This window comes from Streptomyces sp. NBC_01451, from assembly GCF_036227485.1.
GTDB lineage: Bacteria > Actinomycetota > Actinomycetes > Streptomycetales > Streptomycetaceae > Streptomyces.
The window spans coordinates 9791303-9812114 of sequence record NZ_CP109479.1; the positions used below are offsets into that span (position 1 = coordinate 9791303).

Here is a 20812-nt window from a genome sequence, read left to right on the forward strand (position 1 = left end):
TTCCTGTGGGGCCGACCGGGGATCAGAGTCCGTGAGCGGCCTGCGGGAAATAGAACTTGTTGACCCGCTGGTTGAACTCCCAGACCGCGCTCTTGACGACGTCGAACCCCTCGCCGGAGCGCAGCGCCGAGACGACTTCCCCGCCGAGGTCGTCCGGGAAGCCGAGCGACACGCACTTGCTCTCGGTGTTCGACGCGATGCTCGTGCGCAGCTCGTCCTCGGGAAAGATCAGCCAGCCCACCAGCCGGGTGCAGAGCCACAGCAGACGGTGGGCGTCCTCGCCGTAGCGCTCCTTCAGGACGGTCAACAACGGGTCCGGCAGCTCGTGGAGCAGATAGTGCATCGCATGGGCGCCGTCCTCGGGGCGGTTCCCGGTGGCCTCCCGCAGTTTGGTCACGGGCAGGCCGAGCCATGTCCCGTAGCCGCGAGCCCGCCCCATCATGCCGCCGACCAGTCCTGCCTCCATGTGCTCCGACCGCGCGAGCGCGGCGAGACAGGCCCGCCACGCCAGCCGCCAGAGGGTGCACAGTGACAGACGCACCCACAGATCGCCGCGGGCCTGATGGTCGAACCAGAGCGAGATCCTGTCGTCGAGGGCGAAGACACCGCTCTGCATCGCCTCGCTGTCGGCCGCGTCGGCCATCGCCCGGACGTCGTCCCGCAGCTCCTGGGGGAGACCCAGCCCGGCGGCGAGCGCCAGCAGGCTTCGGGTGCTCTGGTCCCGCTGCTCCGGTGGCAGGTGGGGGAGCATCGCCGGAGCGATCCCGGCCCGGAGGCCCAGTCGGAGGGCACCCGAGACCATCGCGCCGAAGTCCGCCGACTCGCGTTCGCCGTGCTCCCGCTGGAGCTGCCCGGCGATCCGCTCGGCGTGCCCGATCCGTACGACGGTGGCCTCGCTCCGTTCCTGGTCCGGGAGCGCTCTCGGCGGCGCGACGGCGGACAGGAACCGGCAGGCGTCCACGGCGATCTCGTGGTTCTTCGTGATGTACCGCTGCCGCTCGGCCAACTCGCCGGTGTCCTCACCGGAACCGTCACTGTCCCCGTCCCCGTACCGGTGTGCGAGCGTCTCGGCGCGGCCCAGCCTGGCGAGAGCCGAGCCGAGCCGGTACGAGCGGCGCAGCACCACGGCCCGTGGAAGCGGGGCGCTGTCCGGTGCGGGCAGGGGCGGGTCCTGCTCCCACTGGGAGTTCTCCCACAGGACGTCCTGCAACGGCTTGAGGAGCGGCTTCGCCTCCGGTGCCGTCGCGTCGAGGTCCTCCAGGGCGGAGACGGGAGTGGCCCAGCCGCCCAGGTCGGTGCGGACATCGCGGGAGGCGGCGATGACGCCGATCACCTCGTCCGGCCGGGTGGCGTCGACCAGCGGCGATCCTGACAGGCCCGCGGCTGCCTGCCCCGCCGCCAGCCGCAGGTATCCGTCGCCGTCATAGCCCTCGAAGCGGAAGGAGACCGACGTCCCGTCCGGGGTCTCGCCGTCGGCCCGGGGCGCGTACCCCCACGTCTGGTATCGGGCGTCGGGCCTGAGCCGCCGCTGCGGGCGCAGGGGCAGCACCTCGTGGTGGAGGTCGCCCTCCAGCTCCAGAAGTGCCAGGTCGGGCATGGGCCACAGCACGGCGTCACTCGGCGGTTCCGTACTGGCCGTCACCCGTGCGAGTACCGGTTCGGAGCGCAGCGACGGGTCGGGAAACACGAGCACCTTGTCCAGCGGGCCGCCCTCCGAGGCGTCGTGCACCACGTGTGCGCAGGTCAGCACCTTGCCGTACGCGACGAAGAACCCGGTGCCGAGGGTGTGCCGTCCGTCGGGGGTGTGCAGCCGCACGATGAAACGGCGCGAGGAGCGCCAGTCGAGCTCACCCATGGCCGGGCTCCGAGGGCCTCCACGTCAGAGTGATGTTCAGGCTGGCCGCACCGCCGCCCTCCACGATCAGCCCGGTGAGCTTCCCGCTCTTGACCGTCACCGAGAGCCCGAACTCCACGGTCGCCTCGGTCGGTTTCACATGGTCCCAGGCCTGGGCCAGCTGCGCGGCCACGGCTTCGACGCACTCCCGGACCCCGTCGAACGCCATGGCCTGGCTCACGCCGACCGTCTGCGGTCCGCCGCCCCTTGCCACCTCCATGTACAGCTCCGTCGTGCCCGCCTGAACGAGTACCGCTTGTCCCGCCACGTTTCCTGTCCCTCCCCGACCCGCTTCCGGCTCCCGATTCTGTCCAGGTCCCGGTTGATAAACACTTGATTCATATGAACTATTGGGAATTCTTACCGCATGGGTGACTGTGGGGATTCCCCGTTCTGTTCTGTGGCCGGACGGTCCGCCGCCTCCCGGCACTCCGCCACCGAGGTCCGCGGCCTCGACCACTGCCCGCGGAGCTTCAGGAAGGCCCCGAACCGTTCCCGGTCGTCCACGTCAGCGGCCCTCCGCCGGGCTGTCGGGCAGCCGGTGGACCTCGGCGGTGACGTCCGAGGCGAGCCGCAGTTCCGCGCCCTCGCGCAGCGGGCCGCGTTCGCCGGGGCCGATCTCCTCGCCGTCCACGAAGGTCCCGTTGGTCGAGCCCTCGTCGCGGATCCAGCACGCGCCGTCCGGGTCGAGCCCCACCGTGGCGTGCAGGCGGGAGACGTTGTCGTACCGGGTGAGCCGGCCGGCCGTGTCGGGGCACAGCAGCGGGTCCCGGCCCAGCGTCACCTCGCGGCCCGCCCGTACGACGACGCTGCCGTTGGGAAAGCGCAGTTCGAGGACGCCTGCCCGGTCGATCGTGGTGGGCCGCGGGACACTGAGCGGCGGGGTGGGGCGGGGGAACGGCTCCGGCTCGGGCTCCTGCTGCGGCGCGGGCTCCGCCGGCGGTGCGGGCGGCTCGTCCTGCGGCGCCGGGACCGGTCGTCGGGAGCCGACGAACGGGACGTAGCAGGAGCCGCAGATCAGATCGCCCTCCACGACCTCGGCCCGGCACTCCGGACAGTTCATCCGCACCATGTGCCCTCCTCCGGGTCGGCAGGGGAGAGGCCACGCGCGGTCAGCGAGTCCCGCAACCGGTCCCGTTCGCCGGGCCGGGGAATGCCGATCGTCCACACCCGGCCGTGCTCCACGCCCACTTGCAGCCCCGGCCGCTCGCCCTCCCAGCGCCCGCGAGCACCCTCCCCGTACCGTGCCTCGCCGAGCCCGGTGAGCGGCACGAGCCGCTGGTTGTCCGATCCGCGCAGCGCGGCCCCGGTGTCCCGGCGCCGTGTGTACGGCCCGGCGACTACCGCGTCGCACAGCGCCAGCGCGTCCCGCGCCCAGGCGGCGCGGGACAGCCGCGACCAGGGGTAGCCGGAGTAGACGAGGATGTCCACGGCCCCGCCGGGCCCGGACGGGCGGGCGGTCCGCAGTTCGGCCAGCAGTTCGGCCAGCGCCCCCGGCTGCTGGAACGGCTCACCACCGGAGACGGTCACCCCGTCCACCGGATCAGGCAGCGACCGGACCCAGCGGGCCGGTTCGGACGGCTCGACCGCGTGCTCCGGCCCGCCCGACGGCCAGGTGTCTTGGGCCAGACAGCCGTGGCACGCCAGTGTGCAGCCCTGCACCCAGATGCCCGCCCGGACTCCGTACCCGAGCACGGTGACGGGGTAGTGGGTGCGGTTGACCATGAGCTTGCCGGCAATGCCCGTCATCCGTCGTGCCTCCGTTCCTGCGGGGCCGAACGCGGAGCGCTGGTTCGGCGAGGTGCCCGCTCCGGGTCCTGGGCGGTGACCTGGAGCGGAATCCCCCTGGCCGCGAAGGTGTCCGTCAGGGCCGCCACGTCCGTGCACCACTCGGCCCGGCACTCCTCGTAGTGCTCGGGCCCCGCTCCCTCCGCCTCCAGCCGGCCCACCAGCGCCGCGCCCGCCCCCTGCCGCCCGACCCGCAGATACGCGGAGACCCCGTCCCAGTCGCCGCGCCGCACCGTGAGCGTGCCGTCCGCGGGCCGGGTCGTGCCGAGGTCCTCCACGGCGTACCCGGAGTCGGCCAGTGCCTCGGTGAGCGTGCGCTCCAGCCATCCGTGGTAGGCGGCCTCGGCGGCGGCCCGGACCCGCTCGCAGGCCCGGACGGCCTCGGCACGCAGGCTCGGATCGAGGGGACGGTCCCCGGCGAGCACGTCCTCCAGGGCGCGCCGCAACGGTTCGTCCTCGGCCCGGCCGTCCGCGAGGAGGGGCTGGACGAGGACGGCGGCATCGAGCCGGTCGGCCCGGCCCGACCGCACCGTGTCCTGGGCGTCCACGATCCGCAGCCGCAGCTCGGTGAGCAGGTTGCGGCCCTCCGCCACCGAGGGCGCGTCAGGTACGGCGCGGGCCGCCTCCTCCACATGGCGCCAGTCCTGTGCGCGCGCCTCGGCGGGCATCCGGCGCAGCGCACGCTCGGTGTCGGCCACCAGGCGTTCGCGGTCCGCCCGCTCCCGCAGCGCCACCTGGTCGGGGCCGGTGGCCCCGCCGCTGCCCGTGGCCAGTACCTCGGTCGCGGGCAGGGGCATCGGCCGCAGCGCCTCGCGCACCACCCGTACCGTACGGGCGTGCAGGATTTGCCGGGCCTGCTCGATGGCCTCGTCCGCCGCGTCGCACCACGCCCGCAGCTCCTGGGCCGACTGCCCGGCCAGTACCAGCGGCTCCGGCAGCCCCGTCCCGGCCGCGCCGGGCATCGTGCGCAGGCCGTGCAGAGTGGCGTTGCGGCCCAGGACGCGGACCACCTGGGCGTCCAGGCAGGCCTCGGTCTCCTTGCGGTGTTCCCAGGCCAGCCGGTCACGCTCCAGCCGGTTTCCGGCCGCACGCAGCGCCGGACTCACCGCGAGGGACAGCGCGACGGTCGCGGCAACGCCGAGCAGCGCGACCGCCGCCACCGGCAGCAGCGCGACCCCGCCTCCCGCGGCCCCCGCACTCGCCCCCGCGCCACCCGCGGCGGCGCCCGCGCCCGCGCCGGCCTGGACGGTGGCCGGAACGATCAGGATCACTTCGGCGCTCATGGCGCCCCCAGCACCCGGGCGCGCTCCACTGCGTACATCTGATCCCATTTCGTACGGCGTCTGCTGATGGTCTGGAAGTGCGTCCAGGCGATGACCGGCCACAGCACGGGCAGGAGGGCGACGGCGAGGGAGATGCCCGCCAGTGCGAAGAAGCCGTTCGGCAGCCCCCGGCTGGCCCGCGCCGCCCGCTGGAGGTGGTGTCCGACCTGTCCGAACAGCCGGTACTCGGGGCCGAACTCGCCGGCGATGTCGCCCGCGAGCCCCACCTCCAGGGCCACCTGCACGAGGGCGGTGACCAGGCCGGCCACGACGAGGAACGTCAACAGCGGCCCCGATCCCGCGGCCTCGTGCCACAGGATGCCCACCACCAGGAACAGCGTGAGATAGCCGAGGACGGGCATGGCGGCGCTCCACTGGGCCTCGGCCTTGCCGCCCATGCGGCGCTGTTCCTGCTGGGCCCAGTGCAGTTGCCGCCGCTGGGACTCGGCCAGCGCGGCGTGCCTGCGGGCGCGTTCCTGTTCGGCGTCGGCCACCGCGTACGGGACGTAGTCGCGGAGCACCCCGAGCCCCACCGGGTCGGTGTCCTCGCCGTGGCGCACGGTGGTGTACCACTCCGGTGCGAAGTGGTGCAGTTGCCACTCCTCCGGGCGGGTGCCGGGCAGGGGCACGGGTGGTGGTGACACCTCGGTGCGGAAGACCCGGCGCAACTCCTCACGCAGGCTGTCGGCCAGCGCGGGGTTGAGGGCCAGGCGCAGCAGCGGTGCCAGTACCCGGGCGGTGGACCGGCCCGTGGGCGGGGGGTTGCCGTGGGGCGGCCCGTAGTGGGCGGCGGGGATCCGGGCCAGCACCCGCGCGACGGCGGCCGGGTGCGCGGCCGCGTGGGCCTGCCAGGTGCTGTCGGCACCGCGCAGGCTGTCGTTGCCCGCGAAGCGGGCGAACTCCGGCAGCAGCCGCCACCGCCAGGCCTCGTCCACCACCCGTACGTCCTCGGTGACACCGGCCGCCGCCCGTTCCGCGACGGCGGCCAGGGACTCCCGGCCCACCGGTCTGCCGCGCCACACTGGCTGTCCCGAAGGATCCAGCCAGTGCAGCAGCCGCAGTACCTTCAGGTCGTTGCCGAGGGCCGGGTCCACCAGCGTGTCGCCCAGCCGGTCCAGTTCTCCGGGTGCCGACTGCCGCGTCAGGGCGAGGCCGCGGAGCCAGTGGAACAGCGGCAGGCTGTCCCTGTTGTCGGGTGGTGTGGACAGCGACCAGGCCACGGACTCCCAGAAGCCGGGCTCGCGCAGCGCCAGAGCCAGTGCCGTGCCGTCGCGGAAGGTGCGGCCGAACAGCTCCAGCGGAGGCAGCTCCGGCTGGCGGGCGGTGGCGGGCACGACGTCCGGGTTGCCGCCGTGCAGCCATGCCTGGATCTGCTCGGCGCCCCAGCGGTCCGCCGGGTCGACGGTCAGCAGGCCCCGGCACAGCAGCCGGGCGCGGGCGTCGGTGACGGCGTCGAGCTGGACGGGGCGCAGCACCACGGCCTCGTACACGGCGTGGACGCTGTAGCCCGTGAAGTTGCGGACACCGGTGAGGAGTTCACGGACGATCATCCCCAGTGCCCACCAGTCGCGGGCCGGGGAACTGGTCCCGCCGCCGCGCAGCAGGAGCTCCGGGGCGAGGTAGTGCTCGGTGCCGGCGGCGAAGGTGGTGAAGGCGTAGTCGTGGTCCAGGCGGCTCAGTCCGAAGTCGATGAGCACCAGGTCGAGGGGCCCGTCGGGATCCCCGTCGCGCAGGATGACGTTTTCCGCCTTGAGGTCGCGGTGCACGATCCCTCTGCTGTGCAATATCGCCAGCGCCTCGGCGAGCTGTCCGACCGCCTCCGTGACACGGGCGAGCGGGAAGGGCCGCGCGGGCACCTGCCCGGGGATGAGCTCGGACAGTGGCCGGCCGGGGACCCATTCCATGACCTCGTACTGTTTGCCGTCGGAGTGGCCGGCCTCCAGCAGCCGGGCCAGGTGCCGGTGGCGGATTCCGCGCAGGTGTCCCCAGATCTCGTCGGCGTGCGGCAGCTGTCGCCGGTACGTCTTGACGACGACCCTCGGGCCGTCGGGATCGCCGCGGTCGACGGCGATGAGGATGTCGGCCTCGGCACCCCCGTCCTCGTGGCCCACCACCTCGTACCGGTCGCGCAGCGCGGTCGGCAGCAGGTGCAGCGGGGCCGGGTCGCCGGGCCGGTGGGTACGGCCGGGCTCGACGCGCGTCGAGGGAGCGGGCAGGCCGGCGCGGCGCGGGTCGGCCCGGTCGTACCGCGTGGGTGCGGGCGCCTGTTCGTGGCTCGGGAGTCGCCGGGGCTCCGGTTCGGGACGGTCGCTCATGCCAGCACCACCTCCCAGCCCGCGGGGGCGGGCAGCAGTCCTACGACGGTCTGCTGGGCCGGGGCCGCGTCGCCCTGGGCGAACAGGGCCCGGGCGAGCGGGTTGACCAGGGCGGTCTCCAGTACCGACCCGATGCCCCGGCCGCCGAGCGAGGTGTCGGCGGTGGCCAGCTCCAGCAGCAGGGCGCGTACGTCGGCGGCGAGCCGCACCTCGGTGCCGCACTCCCTGTGTGTGAGCCCCAGGATGCGGTCGACCAGCAGGTCGAAGATGTCGGTGGCCGCCTCCTTGGCGATGAAGTTGAACACGACGATGTTGTCGCCGATCCGGTTGAGCAGTTCGGGCCGGTTCAGCCGCTCCGACATGTGGCGCCCGATCTCGGCGGTCACCTGGGCGACGAGCCGGTCGCGCGGTGTGTCGGGGGTCAGCAGTGGGACGCCGTTCGCGTCGCGGGCCGTCATGCCCAGGTTGGACGTGAACACCAGGAGGGCCTCGGAGAAGTAGACCGTGGACCCCATGCCGTCGGTCAGCCGGCCCTCGTCGAGGATCTGCAGGAACTTGTCGAGGATCCGCGGGTGCGCCTTCTCGATCTCGTCGAACAGCACCAGGCTGAAGGGGCGTTGCCGGATGGAGTTGGTCAACTCGCCGCCCGCGTCGTGCCCCACGTAGCCCGGAGGGGCGCCGATCAGGCGGTCCGCGGCGTGTTCGGCGGCGAACTCGCTCATGTCGAACCGGATGTAGGCGCGCTCGTCGCCGAACACCAGCTCTGTCAGGGCCTTGGCCAGCTCGGTCTTGCCCACGCCGGTCGGACCGGCGAAGAACAGCACACCGCGGGGCCGCGACGCGGTGGCCGAGGCCTGCGCCCCGGACAGCCCCATCACCGACCGGGTCACGATGTCCAGCGCACGCGCGACGGCCTCGGGCTGGCCCAGGACCCGCCGGCCCAGTCCCTCGTGCGCGTCGATGAGCTGGCCGCGCAACACCGGTCTGCTCCACGGGTTCTCCACGATGCCGACCCGGTAGGACCGGGCCGCGGCCTCGATCACCTCGGACGTCTGCCCGTCCCCGTCCTCCTTGCCCGCCGCCGCGAGCCTGGCGATCTCCACCATGCTGCGCAGCGTCAGCGACTGGGTCTGCGCGGCGAACCGGTGGACGTACTCCGCGCGTTGCTGCCCGGGCAGGTCGGCGGGAAGGAGCGTGGGGGCGAGGATTTCGGCGGTGGTCCGGCGGTCACCCAGATCGGGCATCGGCAGGGCGACGCGGCGCAGCGCCGGGTTGTCGGCGGTGAACCAGGCGGGCAGGTCCCGTTCGCCGTTGACGACCCACAGGACAGGGTTGTAGCGCTGTCCGGGCTCGCCCTCCAGGCGCAAGGGTCGGGTGGTGTGGGCGAGTTTCTCGCAGGCGGCGAAGAAGTGGTGTTCGTCGGGTTCGAGTTGCTGGACGTTCCGGACGAGCCTGGCGGCGTAGTCGATCATCACGGCCGCCCGGACGTCGGCCCCCGCCACTCGCCGGATCGCCTGCAACAGCCGCTCGGGGCTGGTCCGTTGGCCGCTCTCGACGCGGGTCCCCACCAGATCCTGTGCGGCGGCGACGGCCTCCGGTGTGTTGGGCAGCACCTGGAGCCCGTCCACGGGATCGGCCACCACAAGGAAGCGGTAGCCGGCCTGCTCCAGGCAGGACCACACACCGCCGCGGATGCCGGGGAGCCGCCAGCCCGACGGACCCGGCACCAGGTAGGTGTCCCGGACGTTGCCGTAGAACATGACCTGTGCGTGGGTCAGCAGGGCGGTTTCCAACTCCCGCAGCCACGCGGGCTGTTGCCCGCCGACGGGCGGCCCGTCGGTCGCACCCCGCCCGACGGGTTTGACGAGATCCGCCACCCTGGCCCCCGAATGTCACTTGCCGTGATCGTCGTGGGGCCGAGTGTATCGACGTGTGGGCGGAATGGAGGATTTTAGTATGAAGAGGGTGGGGGAGCGGTAGTGCGAAGTACTGTGCGGGGCGCGCACGCGCCGTCGCGCGCCCCGAAGTCACGCTGAACGCGCCGTCCGTGTCACGTCCGTCGCCCGCTGGGGTCCGCGACCGGTCCGGTGCCCCCGGCCCCTCACGCGACTCCGTCGAGCACGCCGAAGGCAGCGGTCAGAGCCAGGGCCGCGAAGGCCGACAACAGCGCGATGATGCTGACGTCGCTCCAGAAGTACTTGCGGCGGGCGATGTGCGCGTTGGCCCATATCTGCTCGGCGACGGCGGCGACCAGCATGGCGTCGTCGCGCAGGAGCGCCGCCAGCGCCTCGGGGTAGCCGTCCTCACGTGAACGGTAGGCGCGGGCCACGTGCTCGTAGTACAGGAGGCTCGTCGGCAGGCCGGTCCCGCGCCGGCGGGGGCGCAGGACCATGCCCGTGCCGATCGCCGAGCACAGGGTGAACAGGGCGCACAGGGCGGCGGCGATGAGGAACGGGACCGGCGGACGGGGCGTGCTGTCGACCAGGCTGTACAGAGTGCCGCCGACGATTCCGGTCGCGGCGAGCATCACCGCCGCCTTGGCCTCGGCGTGTTCGATCCACGCGGTGACGAGCTGAAGCGCCTGCCACGCGTTGTCCGCGCCGGGCGGCGGGAGCTCCGCGGCCTGCGGTCGTCGTGCCCATGGCCTCATCCTGTTCCTTCCCCCTGCTCCTGATGCCGCGTGTGGGACCGGTCGTGATGCCGTATGCCGCGCTTCTGCGCCGTTCCGGGTGCCGAGCGTCATCCGGGGATCCACAGCCAGGCGTGCTTGCTGTACTCCTTGGTCTCGACCAGCACGCGCTGGAACTGCTTCGCGTCCAGGCCCGGATGACCCTCGCCGACGACGTACTGATAGAGCTGGTCGGAGACCAGGGCCGTGTAGTCGGCCCGGGGGTTCTCGCGAAGAGCGCCGCGGAGCACATCGCTGTTGAGCATTCGGCTGACCTCGACGATGGTCGCCCCCGAATACCCGAGTGCGGCCACGCCGGCCGGGCCCACGACCGTGGCTAGCCGCAACCTCAGGCGGTCCCGGAACCGCCCGTTGTCCGCGGCGAGATGGTCCTTCCAGGAGCGGATGATCGGAGGCAGGGCCCGGTGCAGTTCCACCCCGGGCGGCAGGAAGACGTTCATTCCGTCTCCGGTTCCCTGGTGGTCGGTGTCCTCCAGGGCGAGGCCCACCCCGGCGAGGACCTCCCGGACGAGTCGCGCGAGCCGGTCCTGCACGTCGTCCTGCTGGGGTGAGGTGCGTCCGCTGTATCCCTCCGCGTCGACGGCGAACCCCAAGCGCGGGGTGACGGGTCGCGGAACAGCAGGGGGCGCGGCCGACTGCGACGGCACGAAGGGCGGCACCGACGGATCGGCCACCGGCCCGCGCACCGGTGGACCTGACGCCGGAGCACGGACCGGCATCGCGCCGTCGGTCACCGACTCGGGGTCGAGGAGACACCGGAGATCCCGGGCGCGTGACCGCGTGCTCGCCAGGTACTCGGCGTCGTGGCCGAGCTGGCGGGGCAGCCACTCGGCGAGCCGCCGGTCGGCCGCGAAGCACCCTTGCTCCGCGCCGGTCATGTTGTCGACGGAAATCCGTACGGTGTGCAGCATGTCCCGCACGTTCGCCTCGACCAGGGTCAGCCGGGCCTCCTCACCGCGCAGCTCGGCCAGTTCGGCGACAAGGTCCGCGGAGCGCTGCCGCGACAGTCCCGGCAACCGCCCGGTGCGGTCGTGCACCTGCTCGCGCAAACGGCTGATCTCCTGCCCGTCGCCCCGGACCCGCGCCTGGTAGCGGAGTTTCGCCGCGTGCATCAGATAGCGGGCCAACAGGGGCATGGCGGGCTGTCCCTGACTCCATGTCCAGGCGCTGAGCCGGGCCTGCTGGTCCTCCGGAGCAAGAACGACGAGGCTCCGCGCGGGACCGACGTCGTCCCGCGACAACTCCCACACGGCGAATCCCCGCTCGGTGGTCCACCCCCGCTGCCCCCAGCCGGGGACGTGACCGGCATGGGAGAGAGCGCGCTCGACCTCGTCGGCGGCGAGGTGGAGCGGTGGGGTGGCCGACCCGGGGAACCTCGCCTGGTACACACGTACGCTGCCGAGGAGCGCGTCGGTGCCGTCGGAGGCCAGACCGGTCCACCAACGGTCGAATTCGGCCCAGCCGGGCGGCGACGCCGAGCCGATGCGTCTGCGCCTGGCCGGAGTGTCGAGGGGAGCCGCGAACACGATCGACAGGTTGACGACGTCGTGCTCGCGCCGGACCACAGCCTGGAAGTCGGCCGCCGGATCCTCCTGGGCCGCCGCGGCCCGCCCCGGGACCAGGGTGGCGGCGTCGGACGGCAGTGTGTCCGGGAGCCCGGTGCCGGCGATCGGTCCGACCATGCCGAGCCCGTCCCTGCAGCGCTCCCACACACCGCGGATCTGCTGGTACCCCGCCGTCGCGAACGGTCCGTCGAGCGACGCGTAGAGATGGACGACGAGTTCCTGCGGGGTTGCGCCGCCATCCCCACCTCCCGGGCGGCCCGTGGAGCCGCTGTCATGCCCCGTGGGCCCTTGCGGGGCGGCGTCGAGCGAGTGCACCAGGTGGTCGGCCTGGTCCCGGATGTGCTCCGGCACCGGAATCACCGGAACGGCACCGAGCCGGGTGGCCCTTACCGGGCCGGCCAGCTCCAGATCGGCCGTGGCGTCACGGGCGGCGGCGCCGTCCCCGGCCGCGAGCGCCTCGGCGAGGGACACGACGATCGGCTCCACCCGCTCCCAGCGCTGCGGTGTGAGTTCCCATGCCAGGAGGTCGCCGAGGACTTCCAGCACATCGGTCCGAGTCTCCTCGTCGATCCATCCAGGAGCGGTCACTGATCCCCCTCGGTACGGTGGCCGTCACGTAACGTATCCGTGCCGACACTCATCCATACGTTCAGGTGGCCGCGGACGGTTCCTGCGGCCGGGCCGGAACACCCGAACGTGTCGGTGCGGGCGAAGGCCACGCTCCTGGTGATCCGCGGCCGACCGGCCGATCTGTGCCGCCCTCACCGGCAGACGGATAACCTTCCCCCATGGGCTCGGGCGAGGGAAACAGGGACATCGACGGGGATCCTGACAGCCGGGGCTGGGGTGCCACGCGCTCCTGGGTGGAGAAGGGGCTGCCGGAGGCCGAGCGCATCGAAGAAGTGGAGCGGCTGCGCGGTGGCTGGACGTCGGAGATGCGCCGCCTGGACCTCGGTGGCCCCGATGGCCGGCGCTCACTCGTCCTGCGGTCCTTCGTCAAGCCCTTCTTCGTTCAGCACGCGGAGGGCCTGCTGACCCGGGAGGCGGCCGTCCTGCGCCTGCTCGGTGACACCGACGTGCCTGCGGCCACGCCTGTGGCGGTGGATGCGACCGCGCAGTACTGCGATCATCCCTCTTTGCTGATGTCCCTGCTGCCGGGGACCGTCCGACTGGACGAACAGGGCGCCGATGACCGCGCCGAACTGCTGGCCCGGCAGTTGGTGCGTATCCATCGACTGCGGGTGACCGAGGAGCAACGGCCCCGTGCCTATCAGGCCTGGACCTCTCCCGAACGAGTGGTTCCGCCCGCAGCCACCGAGCGGCCCGGGCTCTGGCAGCGCGCTGTCGACGTCATCCGCCGGGAGCCCCCGGCCTGGCGTGGTTGCTTCCTGCACCGGGACTTCCATCCCGGCAACGTCCTCTTCACAGGCACCGGCGACGACCTCCGCATCAGCGGTGTCGTCGACTGGGTGGAGACCTCGTGGGGGCCGGCCGACCTGGACGTGGCACATTGCTCGACGGCTCTCGCGCTGCTGCACGGTGTTCCCGCAGGCATGGCTTTCGCCGATCGCTACGTCGTCGCGGGAGGAACCCTGGCCGAAGACGACAGCGCCCATCTTTACTGGCGGCTGCTGGACGCGCTGGGATTCGCCCCGGACGCGGAGAAGGTCGCGGTCCCCTGGCGTGAACTGGGCCGCACCGATCTGACCGCCGGTGTCCTGACCCGACGGCTGGAGGGATACATCGAATCCCTCTTCGGCCGCTACGCCTGAACCCTGGCCACCGGCCAGTGGAATCCCGGACCTCGGAGCAGTTGAAGGGGCGGGTGCGAGGACTTCAGGCAGTGGTCGGACGCGGTCACTTCCGGAGCAGCGCGCAAACGAAGTTCTCCTCCACCTCGCGCAGCTTCTCCAGGAGCTGCGGCTTCGTCGCCTCGTTCACCTGCGTGGTGAGCGAGAACGTCAGCGACCGCTCTCCGTCCGGTGTCGCGGCGATCAGCTGGGTGTAGCCCGGCGTGTTTCCCGTGTGGCCGAGCACCACTCCGCATCTCGTGGTGTAACGGAAGATCGCCGCCCCCGCCTCGTTCCTGCCGGGGCCCGCCGGTTCCGAGGCGCCGTCGACCCAACGCCGCTGCTCACGCAGTGTCGCCCGGGAGATCAGCGCGCCGCCCGCGTAACCGCGGACGAACCTGGTCATGTCCCTCGGAGTGGAGACGATTCCGCCCGACGCCCACACCCCCGACGCGCCGATCAGCTCGCTGACGTCCTCCGGCGCGGCCGGCGGCCGGACGGGGACGTCGTAGCCGCGCATGTACGGTTCCGGCAGCTCGAAGCCCTGGGGGAGGCTCGTGCCGCGCAGGCCGAGCGGACGGTACACCAACTGCCGCAGCAGCTCCTCGTAGCGCTTCCCGGTCACCGCCTCGGCCATCAGGGCGACGGCGATGTTGTCCGAGTTGGAGTACTGGTACCGCGAACCGGGGCGGAACAGCAGTGGCTCTCCGGCCACGAAGTCGAGCAGCCGCCGGGAGTCGAAGCGATGGTGCAGATCGGCCGTGAGGACCCTGATGAAGTCAGGACTGCGGCTGAAGTCCGGCAGGCCGCTGGTGTGGGTCAGGAGCTCGCGCAGGGTCACCGCGTGCCAGGCCCGGGGGAGCGCGGGCAGCCGTCGGCCGATGGTGTCATCGAGGCCGAGCGGGCCCCGGTCCACGAGGCGCAGTGCCACGGCGCCGCTGAACGCCTTCGCCGTACTGGCGATACGCATGTGGTCGGTCGCCTCGACCGGCCTGCCTGTTTCGAGGTCGGCGACTCCGGCCCGCAGGATCCGGCGTGACTCTCCTCGCTGGAGCACGGCGATGACGCCGGGTGGGCCGCCCGGAGCGCGGACCAGTTGTTCGAGCTGGCTCCGCAGCGCGCGGTCCGTGGTGGAGCTGGGCGATTCGGCTCCGGCGGGGGCGGACACCAGGGCTGCGACACAGGCGCCGGCCAGCACGGCGCCGACCGGCAGACGCAGGTGGGTGGGACGGGGCAACGGCATGGGAACTCCTCGGACGGGCTGGGGGAGAGGCACGCCCAGCATCGGCTGCGTGGCGCCCGGTCGCCCGTGTCGCTGCTGCATACGGCCGAGCGGGCGATTGACGGTGTCCTCGGCGGGACACCGCCCGGGCGGCCTCGCGCCCCGGCAGGCCGGAGTGCGGTGGATGTCCGGCACCGGGCGCCGCTTCGCCTGGTGCGCGACCCCGGACGACAGCCCTGGTGGCATGCATGACGCCGTCGCGGGTACTGGCATGTGTGAACGGGGGAGTGAGGGCGAACACGTGGGATGTCATTCCGGCAGTGACGCCTGTACGGCGCCGAACGCGTACCTGATGCGCGTCGGCTACGCCCTGGGCGGGGAAGGCGGCTGCATCGCCGATGCCCGCCACCACGCCGTCGCCTTTCTCGACCGAGCCTGCGCCGACCACCACCTGCCCGTAGCCGCACACGTGAGGGATTTCGTCCAGCTGGTGGTCAGCGAGCTGGTCACCAACGCCCGCAAATTCGCTCCCGGCCCCGTTCTGCTGGAACTGCGCGTCAACACCCACGCCGTGGACGTCGTCGTGTGGGACAGCGAACCCACCGTGCCCGCGGCCCGGGGTGCCGATCCCGGCAGGATCGGCCAGCACGGACTGGAGATCGTCAAGGCCGTCTCCGAGGACCTGTTCATCGAGCAGGAGGCGGCCGGCAAACGCATCACGGCCCGCATCGCCCTGTCCGAGCCGGGAGAACAGTCACGACCTCCTCCGGCCTGACGCGGCAGGGCGCGTTTCCGCGGGCCCATACTTCGGCACCCGTACACGAAAATCTATGTTGGCGAGAGTAGACATAGATCAGTGCTGTAGCTATGGTTTCTCTCGTAACCCAGAGAGACAGCAGGGCCCGGCAGACACGAACTGGCGGGCAGGAGCAGTGCAGTTGCCGTTCGCATCCCCCTCAGCGGTACGCAGTTCCCGTTCGGCAGGCAGCTGATCACCAAGGGAGGAACGAAGGAGCCGAGCGCCCCATCAGGATCGCCCGGGCCGAAGCCATGAACCCGGGTACCGCAGGACATCGACAGTGAGGTGGTCTCCGGTCGAGCAAACGCGATCCCCTTACCCGGCTCCCCGGCAGAATCACGGTCGGGTCCGCGGAGACAGAAGGCCGGTGCAGGACGAGGGCCGGCAGATGGTGTAGCAGTTCCTTCGGGCCCTGGCGCCGCACGGCGCCAGGGCCCCTCCACGCGTTCGACGTAATCGACCGAGAGGTGTACGTGACAGCAGGGGATTCCTACGGCCGTATCGACGACGATGACTACCCCGCCTACACCATGGGCCGAGCCGCCGAGATGCTCGGCACCACACAGGGCTTCCTCCGCGCCATCGGCGAGGCCCGACTCATCACTCCGCTGCGCTCCGAGGGCGGACACCGGCGCTACTCCCGCTACCAGCTGCGGATCGCTGCCCGAGCCCGGGAACTCGTCGACCAGGGGACCCCCATCGAGGCCGCCTGCCGCATCATCATCCTCGAAGACCAGCTTGAGGAAGCCCAGCGCATCAACGCCGAATACCGCCGCGCCGCATCCCGGCACACTGCCCGTGCCTGACACCCGCCCCGCGGAGACGCCCCGGGCCGACCCATCCGACAACGCCAGAATATGAGCGCATGATCGCCGAAGACACCGAGCCGCCGGCCCAGGGACGAGAGTCCCGGCCCGGTCACGGCCCCACTCCCGACTCCGAGCGCACTCCGGCGGTCGACACGCCTGCCGGCGCAATCGGCAGGCTGACCGGCGGGCAGGCAGCCGCGAGCCTGGAAGCCGGGGTGGAGCGCGCGGCTGCTGCGCTGAAGCCGAGGATGCGAGGCTGGCTGCACGCCGGAGTGTTCCCGCTCGCGCTGGTCGGCGGCATCGTCCTGATCGCCGTTTCACGCTCGGCGGCGTCAGTGGCGGCCTGCTCGGTGTACGCGGTGTCGGCCAGCCTGCTGTTCGGCACCAGTGCGGTCTACCACCGCGGAACGTGGGGCCCGCGAGGGGAAGCGGTACTGCGGCGCCTGGACCACGCGAACATCTTCCTGATCATCGCCGGTACCTATACCCCGCTGGCGGTACTGCTGCTGCCCGAGCGACGACAGGTGGTGCTGCTCACCGTGGTGTGGGCGGGGGCCCTGGCCGGCATCGCCTTCCGCGTCCTGTGGATCGGGGCTCCCCGCTGGCTGTACACCCCGTGCTACATCGCCCTGGGCTGGGTGGCCGTCTTCAACCTGCCCGACTTCGCGCGCACCGGCGGCATCACGGTGGTCCTGCTCGTCATCGCCGGCGGACTGCTCTACACCGCGGGCGCGGTCGTCTACGGACTCAAGCGCCCCGACCCCTCACCTGCCTGGTTCGGCTTCCACGAGGTCTTCCACGCCCTGACCATCGCCGCCTTCACCGCGCACTACACCGCCATCCTCCTCGCGGTCACCTGACGGTGTCCGTTGCGTGCCGAAGCGCAGAGGACCCGGGCCCGGCAGGGCCCTGGCCGCACATGGCCGGGCAGCGGCCGGCGGGCGGAGCCGGCCCCGCGTCCCGTGATGCAATGTGACCTGTCCGGCACCGGACTTGGCACAGGTCTTTCGCGCATACGGGGCGGCGCCCCGAGCGTCATGGAGCAATCAAGGAGTCGCTGTGACCGCAAGAGGGCCGGACGGCGGGCAGGCCTCTCGCCTTCCCGGGGGCGAGAGTCGCCCCGGCGGGGAGATGACTCTCGTGGGGATGCTGGAGGCGGCGGAGGCCGCGGCGCCGGTGGAGTCGCTCGACGTGGTCGCGCGCCTGCTCAGGGAGCAACTCGGAGCCGTGTCGGTGTCGTTCCTCATCATGGACTTCACCGGCAGCTCGGTCGTACGGCTGGGGGTGGCGGGCAGTGTCGACACCGATGAACCCGCCCGGCGGATCACGCTGAAGGGCACCCTGTACGACGACGTGATCCGCACCCAAAGGCCGAGCCTGGAGGACAGGGGCGAGGACGCGCTGGTGCGTGTCGTCGCCCCGGTGACCAACCGCGGGGACACCATCGGGCTCCTCGAACTGTTCCTGCCCACGGCGCCGGACGAGGAGGTGATGCGGGAGATCGGCGAGACCGCGCACGCGCTGGCGTACATCGTCATCGCGAACCGGTCCTACACGGACGTGTACCAGTGGGGCCGCCGCACCACCCCACTGAGCCTGGCCGCGGAGATCCAGCACAGGCTCCTCCCGGCCTCGCTGGCGTGCGAGGCCGCGCAGTTCGCGGTCGCCGGGGCGCTGGAGCCGGCCGACCACGTCGGGGGTGACACCTTCGACTACGTCGTCGACCGGGACAGCGTCCAGCTCTCCGTCACCGACGCCATGGGGCACGACGTCGACGCCGCGCTGCTGGCCACCCTCCTGGTGAGCGCCCTGCGCCGGGCACGGCGAGCCGGTGCCGACCTCGCCGAACAGGCCCACCAGGCCGACCAGGCCATGCGCGAACACGGCCGCCAGGGATACGTCACCGGCCAACTCCTGCGCATCAGCCTGATCGACGGCGAGACCGAGTTCATCAACGCCGGACACCCCTGGCCGCTGCGGATGAGAGACGGACAGGTGCAGGAGATCACCCCGAAGATCGACACGCCGTTCGGTTTCCCCATCCCGCACACCTACCAGGTCCAGTCGCTGGACCTGCGGCCGGGCGACCGGCTGGTGATGCTGACCGACGGCATGCTGGAGCGCAACGCGGGCCGCCTCGATCTGTCCGACCTGATCGTGCGCACCCGCGCCCTGCATCCACGCGAGGCTTCCCGCACCCTCATCGCGGCGATCATCGACGCCAACGACGGTCACCTGCAGGACGACGCGACCGTCATGTGCCTGGACTGGCACGGCACCGGCCAGTCCCATCGTGACGCCGCCACCGGAGCCGACCTCACCGACGCCTCACGAGCGTCAAGAACGGGACGGACCACTCCTGGGCGATGACTCCGGGCACATGCGGGGCGAGAACCGGCAAGGCAGCGAATGTGCCTGAGCAGGCTTGCGCCTGCTGCCGCGACAGGCGTTCCGCGCGGACTTCCACCGGCTTGAGGCCCGGCCCCCGGCCCCCGGCCCCCGGGCCGCCTGCCGTGTCCTGTGCCGGGCTGCTCCCGCGAGCCGACAGGCATGCGGACGCGTCCATCCCACGTGCAGGCCGCCGGTATCGGTGAGGTCGCCGGTGGCCCGCGTGCGAACGCCTGCCGGGACCAGCGCGCCCGCCGTCCGGAATCACTGAGGACACCACCGGCGCCCGTGCAGCCGGTACGGACGCGGCCCAGCGGCTCATCGACGAGCACGGCAGGTTCCTCGACGGTCTGGAGCGGCAGCTCGACACCCCGTACGACGAGCCGCGGCCGGGCGCCGCTGCGTGATCCTGCACGTCGACGAATCCTGGATCGTCGACGTGGCGCAACGGGCCGGTGACGGCGATCCGGCCGCGGTCGACTACGGCGTCCCCATCGCCGCAGTCGACCGCCACCGTGGCGAACTCCTCGACACGCCTGTCTACGACGGTCCCTACGCCCGTGCCGCCCTGGTGCGCACGTGGAAACCCTGATCACGGACCGGATGCCTGTCGCCTCCGCGCACGTCGGTTCAGTCACGCGGTACGGGTTGTCGCCCGCGTCGCGGAGCCGAGCGCGAGGCCTACTCCAGTTCGTCCGCCAGCAGGTCCATCAGCAGCCCGTCGTGCCAGCTGCCGTCCGCGCCGCGCTCGTACTGCCGCATGACGCCCACCGGGCGGAAACCGACCTTGCGGTAGCACCGGATGGCGGCGGCATTGTCCGCTGCCGGATCGATGACCAGTCGGCGGTATCCGTGATCATCGATCAGGTGACGTGCCAGGGTGCGGACCGTGTCAGTGCCGAGACCGCGCCCGTGCACCGCCGGGTCGAGATAGATGTCGATGTTGGCATGCCGGTAGTCCGGCTCGTCCTCGGCTCCCCACTGGACAGCGCCGACCACCCGGCCGTCGTGCTCTACCGCGTAGGTCCGGGCCCCGGGATCTTCGAGCTCCTCGGTCACGGCGGCCGTCAGGTCGTCGCCACCCGGCCAACGCGCGTACACCTCAGGTGTGCTCCGGATCGCGGCCAGAGCCGGGATGTCGTCCACCGTCGCCGGCCGAAGCGTCACCCGTGCTCCGTGCAGGACCGTCCGCATACCCCTGATCATCCCCGACTTCGGATCCACTCGTCCAGGAAGCAGAAAGCAGGCGCGGGTGTCCTTCGGGGACGTCGTTCCCGGACGTGCCGAGATGTGGGTGCGGCCCTTGGTGTGCGCCTCCCTGGCTACGGCAGCTGCTTGCGCGGTTCGGCGGTGCTTGACCGCCGGCCGGCGCGAGCCCTGACCGGCCACCGCAGGGAGCTCTGCTTGCCGCCGAGCCGAGGATGCTCCGACCAGTTGCTGCCGGGCAGTGGTCAATCAGGACGGCGGGCTGTGACGATCCAGGCACGCGAGTCGAAGTAGACGCCGCCGTCGGTGTTGTGGGCGTCGAGGGTGGCGCGTAGTCGTGTGCGTGCCTGCTCGGCGGCCGTGGCGTCGAAGGTGGCAAGCAGGTCTTTGAATTCCCACAGGCGGAGCACGGCGTCGAAGGCGCTGGCGCTGTCCGGGCCGTAGTAGACGGGCTCGTGCACGTCGGCGAAACCGACGTCCGTGAAGCCGGCCGCCGTCAGGATCCCCTCCGTGACGGTGGGGTCGGCGAGCGAGAACGGGTCAGGGCCGCGGGGTGCAGCCGATGCTGAGGCGGCGGAGGTGAGGGTCCGGCGGATCGCGGTGGCCCACTCATTGCGCTCGCGCTCCTGCCAGACCAGCAGCACCAGGCGCGCCCCCGGGCGGAGAGCGCGCCCGATGTTGGCGAACGCGGCGACCGGGTCGGCGAAGAACATCGTTCCGAACCTGCTGATACAGAGGTCGAAACGCGCCTCTGGAAAGCGGTGAACCTGGGCGTCCGCCTGCTGGTAGGTGACGTTTGCCAGTCCCTGGTCGTCACTGAGCAGGCGGGCCCGTTCGAGCATCGGCGCGGAGACGTCGACGCCCAGCGCGCTCCCGGCGATGGCGGCGCGGGCGGCCTCGCGGGTGGACTGTCCGCTGCCGCAGCCGATGTCGAGCACACGGTCACGAGGTCCGACGCGGGCAGCGGCGCGGAAGAGTTCGTTGTGCAGGCGCAATTCCGCGTCGTAGTCAAAAAGGTCGGACAT

At 71.9% G+C, this 20812-nt stretch carries 17 protein-coding genes and 1 pseudogene; 6 read left to right on the top strand and 12 right to left on the bottom strand.

Going from position 1 to position 20812, the window contains the following annotated elements; all coding sequences use genetic code 11:
* Positions 1 to 22 precede the first annotated feature (22 nt).
* The 9 genes from OG595_RS43120 to OG595_RS43160 form a co-directional block, all read right to left on the bottom strand.
* Positions 23 to 1855 carry a S1 family peptidase gene (locus OG595_RS43120; protein WP_329282030.1) on the bottom strand — a complete coding sequence of 611 codons (1833 nt, stop codon included), beginning with the start codon at positions 1853 to 1855 and terminating at the stop codon, positions 23 to 25.
* On the bottom strand, positions 1848 to 2162 hold the full coding sequence (locus OG595_RS43125; RefSeq protein WP_329282031.1) for a CU044_2847 family protein: 315 nt from the start codon (positions 2160 to 2162) through the stop codon (positions 1848 to 1850). Before OG595_RS43125 ends, OG595_RS43120 begins: the two co-directional genes overlap by 8 nt.
* 240 nt (positions 2163 to 2402) lie before the next feature.
* Positions 2403 to 2966 carry an FHA domain-containing protein gene (locus OG595_RS43130; RefSeq protein WP_329282033.1) on the bottom strand — a complete coding sequence of 188 codons (564 nt, stop codon included), beginning with the start codon at positions 2964 to 2966 and terminating at the stop codon, positions 2403 to 2405.
* Positions 2954 to 3643 (bottom strand): 4Fe-4S cluster-binding domain-containing protein, encoded by a 690-nt coding sequence (locus tag OG595_RS43135; protein ID WP_329282035.1) that lies wholly within the window; start codon positions 3641 to 3643, stop codon positions 2954 to 2956. Before OG595_RS43135 ends, OG595_RS43130 begins: the two co-directional genes overlap by 13 nt.
* Complete coding sequence (locus OG595_RS43140) at positions 3640 to 4965, bottom strand: hypothetical protein (protein WP_329282037.1); 1326 nt, start codon at positions 4963 to 4965, stop codon at positions 3640 to 3642. The genes OG595_RS43135 and OG595_RS43140 overlap by 4 nt, the downstream gene beginning before the upstream one ends.
* Positions 4962 to 7319: a serine/threonine-protein kinase gene (locus OG595_RS43145; RefSeq protein ID WP_329282039.1), complete on the bottom strand. Its 2358-nt coding sequence runs from the start codon at positions 7317 to 7319 to the stop codon at positions 4962 to 4964. Before OG595_RS43145 ends, OG595_RS43140 begins: the two co-directional genes overlap by 4 nt.
* Positions 7316 to 9196 (bottom strand): AAA family ATPase, encoded by a 1881-nt coding sequence (locus OG595_RS43150; protein WP_329282041.1) that lies wholly within the window; start codon positions 9194 to 9196, stop codon positions 7316 to 7318. Before OG595_RS43150 ends, OG595_RS43145 begins: the two co-directional genes overlap by 4 nt.
* A 224-nt stretch (positions 9197 to 9420) precedes the next feature.
* Positions 9421 to 9969 carry a Pycsar system effector family protein gene (locus OG595_RS43155; RefSeq protein ID WP_329282042.1) on the bottom strand — a complete coding sequence of 183 codons (549 nt, stop codon included), beginning with the start codon at positions 9967 to 9969 and terminating at the stop codon, positions 9421 to 9423.
* An 89-nt stretch (positions 9970 to 10058) separates the two neighbouring features.
* The gene (locus OG595_RS43160) at positions 10059 to 12161 is read right to left on the bottom strand and encodes a CATRA conflict system CASPASE/TPR repeat-associated protein (RefSeq protein ID WP_329282043.1); all 2103 of its coding nucleotides are present in this window, start codon (positions 12159 to 12161) and stop codon (positions 10059 to 10061) included.
* A gap of 200 nt (positions 12162 to 12361) precedes the next feature.
* On the opposite strand from OG595_RS43160, the gene OG595_RS43165 reads away from it, so the two are divergent.
* Complete coding sequence (locus tag OG595_RS43165) at positions 12362 to 13345, top strand: phosphotransferase family protein (protein ID WP_329282045.1); 984 nt, start codon at positions 12362 to 12364, stop codon at positions 13343 to 13345.
* An 85-nt stretch (positions 13346 to 13430) separates the two neighbouring features.
* Here OG595_RS43165 and OG595_RS43170 read toward each other — a convergent pair whose 3' ends face one another.
* On the bottom strand, positions 13431 to 14606 hold the full coding sequence (locus OG595_RS43170; protein ID WP_329282047.1) for a serine hydrolase domain-containing protein: 1176 nt from the start codon (positions 14604 to 14606) through the stop codon (positions 13431 to 13433).
* 331 nt (positions 14607 to 14937) lie between these two features.
* Between OG595_RS43170 and OG595_RS43175 the strand changes: the two genes are divergently transcribed.
* The 5 genes and pseudogenes from OG595_RS43175 to OG595_RS43195 all read left to right on the top strand — a co-directional run.
* Complete coding sequence (locus OG595_RS43175) at positions 14938 to 15360, top strand: ATP-binding protein (RefSeq protein ID WP_443073389.1); 423 nt, start codon at positions 14938 to 14940, stop codon at positions 15358 to 15360.
* A gap of 497 nt (positions 15361 to 15857) precedes the next feature.
* A complete protein-coding gene (locus OG595_RS43180; protein ID WP_329282051.1) occupies positions 15858 to 16190 on the top strand; it encodes a MerR family transcriptional regulator in 333 nt (110 codons plus the stop codon).
* Positions 16191 to 16249: 59 nt separating this feature from the next.
* Positions 16250 to 17053: a PAQR family membrane homeostasis protein TrhA gene (trhA, locus tag OG595_RS43185; RefSeq protein WP_329282053.1), complete on the top strand. Its 804-nt coding sequence runs from the start codon at positions 16250 to 16252 to the stop codon at positions 17051 to 17053.
* 271 nt (positions 17054 to 17324) lie between these two features.
* Positions 17325 to 18563, top strand: coding sequence for a PP2C family protein-serine/threonine phosphatase (locus tag OG595_RS43190; protein ID WP_329282055.1), 1239 nt, complete (start codon positions 17325 to 17327; stop codon positions 18561 to 18563).
* Positions 18564 to 18984: 421 nt separating this feature from the next.
* Positions 18985 to 19161, top strand: a pseudogene (locus OG595_RS43195) (fic family toxin-antitoxin system, toxin component); the annotation flags it as partial.
* Between the two features lie 101 nt (positions 19162 to 19262).
* On the opposite strand, the gene OG595_RS43200 reads toward OG595_RS43195, so the two are convergent.
* Complete coding sequence (locus OG595_RS43200) at positions 19263 to 19775, bottom strand: GNAT family N-acetyltransferase (protein WP_329282057.1); 513 nt, start codon at positions 19773 to 19775, stop codon at positions 19263 to 19265.
* A gap of 257 nt (positions 19776 to 20032) precedes the next feature.
* Positions 20033 to 20812, bottom strand: coding sequence for a class I SAM-dependent methyltransferase (locus tag OG595_RS43205; protein WP_329282059.1), 780 nt, complete (start codon positions 20810 to 20812; stop codon positions 20033 to 20035).

Bases quoted from the DNA above. Each gene is read 5' to 3' on its own strand.
- OG595_RS43120 (WP_329282030.1), bottom strand. From the start codon at position 1,855: ATGGGTGAGCTCGACTGGCGCTCCTCGCGCCGTTTCATCGTGCGGCTG.
- OG595_RS43130 (WP_329282033.1), bottom strand. From the start codon at position 2,966: ATGGTGCGGATGAACTGTCCGGAGTGCCGGGCCGAGGTCGTGGAGGGC.
- OG595_RS43135 (WP_329282035.1), bottom strand. From the start codon at position 3,643: ATGACGGGCATTGCCGGCAAGCTCATGGTCAACCGCACCCACTACCCC.
- OG595_RS43140 (WP_329282037.1), bottom strand. From the start codon at position 4,965: ATGAGCGCCGAAGTGATCCTGATCGTTCCGGCCACCGTCCAGGCCGGC.
- OG595_RS43145 (WP_329282039.1), bottom strand. From the start codon at position 7,319: ATGAGCGACCGTCCCGAACCGGAGCCCCGGCGACTCCCGAGCCACGAA.
- OG595_RS43155 (WP_329282042.1), bottom strand. From the start codon at position 9,969: ATGAGGCCATGGGCACGACGACCGCAGGCCGCGGAGCTCCCGCCGCCC.
- OG595_RS43165 (WP_329282045.1), top strand. From the start codon at position 12,362: ATGGGCTCGGGCGAGGGAAACAGGGACATCGACGGGGATCCTGACAGC.
- OG595_RS43170 (WP_329282047.1), bottom strand. From the start codon at position 14,606: ATGCCGTTGCCCCGTCCCACCCACCTGCGTCTGCCGGTCGGCGCCGTG.
- OG595_RS43175 (WP_443073389.1), top strand. From the start codon at position 14,938: ATGCGCGTCGGCTACGCCCTGGGCGGGGAAGGCGGCTGCATCGCCGAT.
- trhA (WP_329282053.1), top strand. From the start codon at position 16,250: ATGATCGCCGAAGACACCGAGCCGCCGGCCCAGGGACGAGAGTCCCGG.
- OG595_RS43190 (WP_329282055.1), top strand. From the start codon at position 17,325: ATGACTCTCGTGGGGATGCTGGAGGCGGCGGAGGCCGCGGCGCCGGTG.
- OG595_RS43200 (WP_329282057.1), bottom strand. From the start codon at position 19,775: ATGCGGACGGTCCTGCACGGAGCACGGGTGACGCTTCGGCCGGCGACG.
- OG595_RS43205 (WP_329282059.1), bottom strand. From the start codon at position 20,812: ATGTCCGACCTTTTTGACTACGACGCGGAATTGCGCCTGCACAACGAA.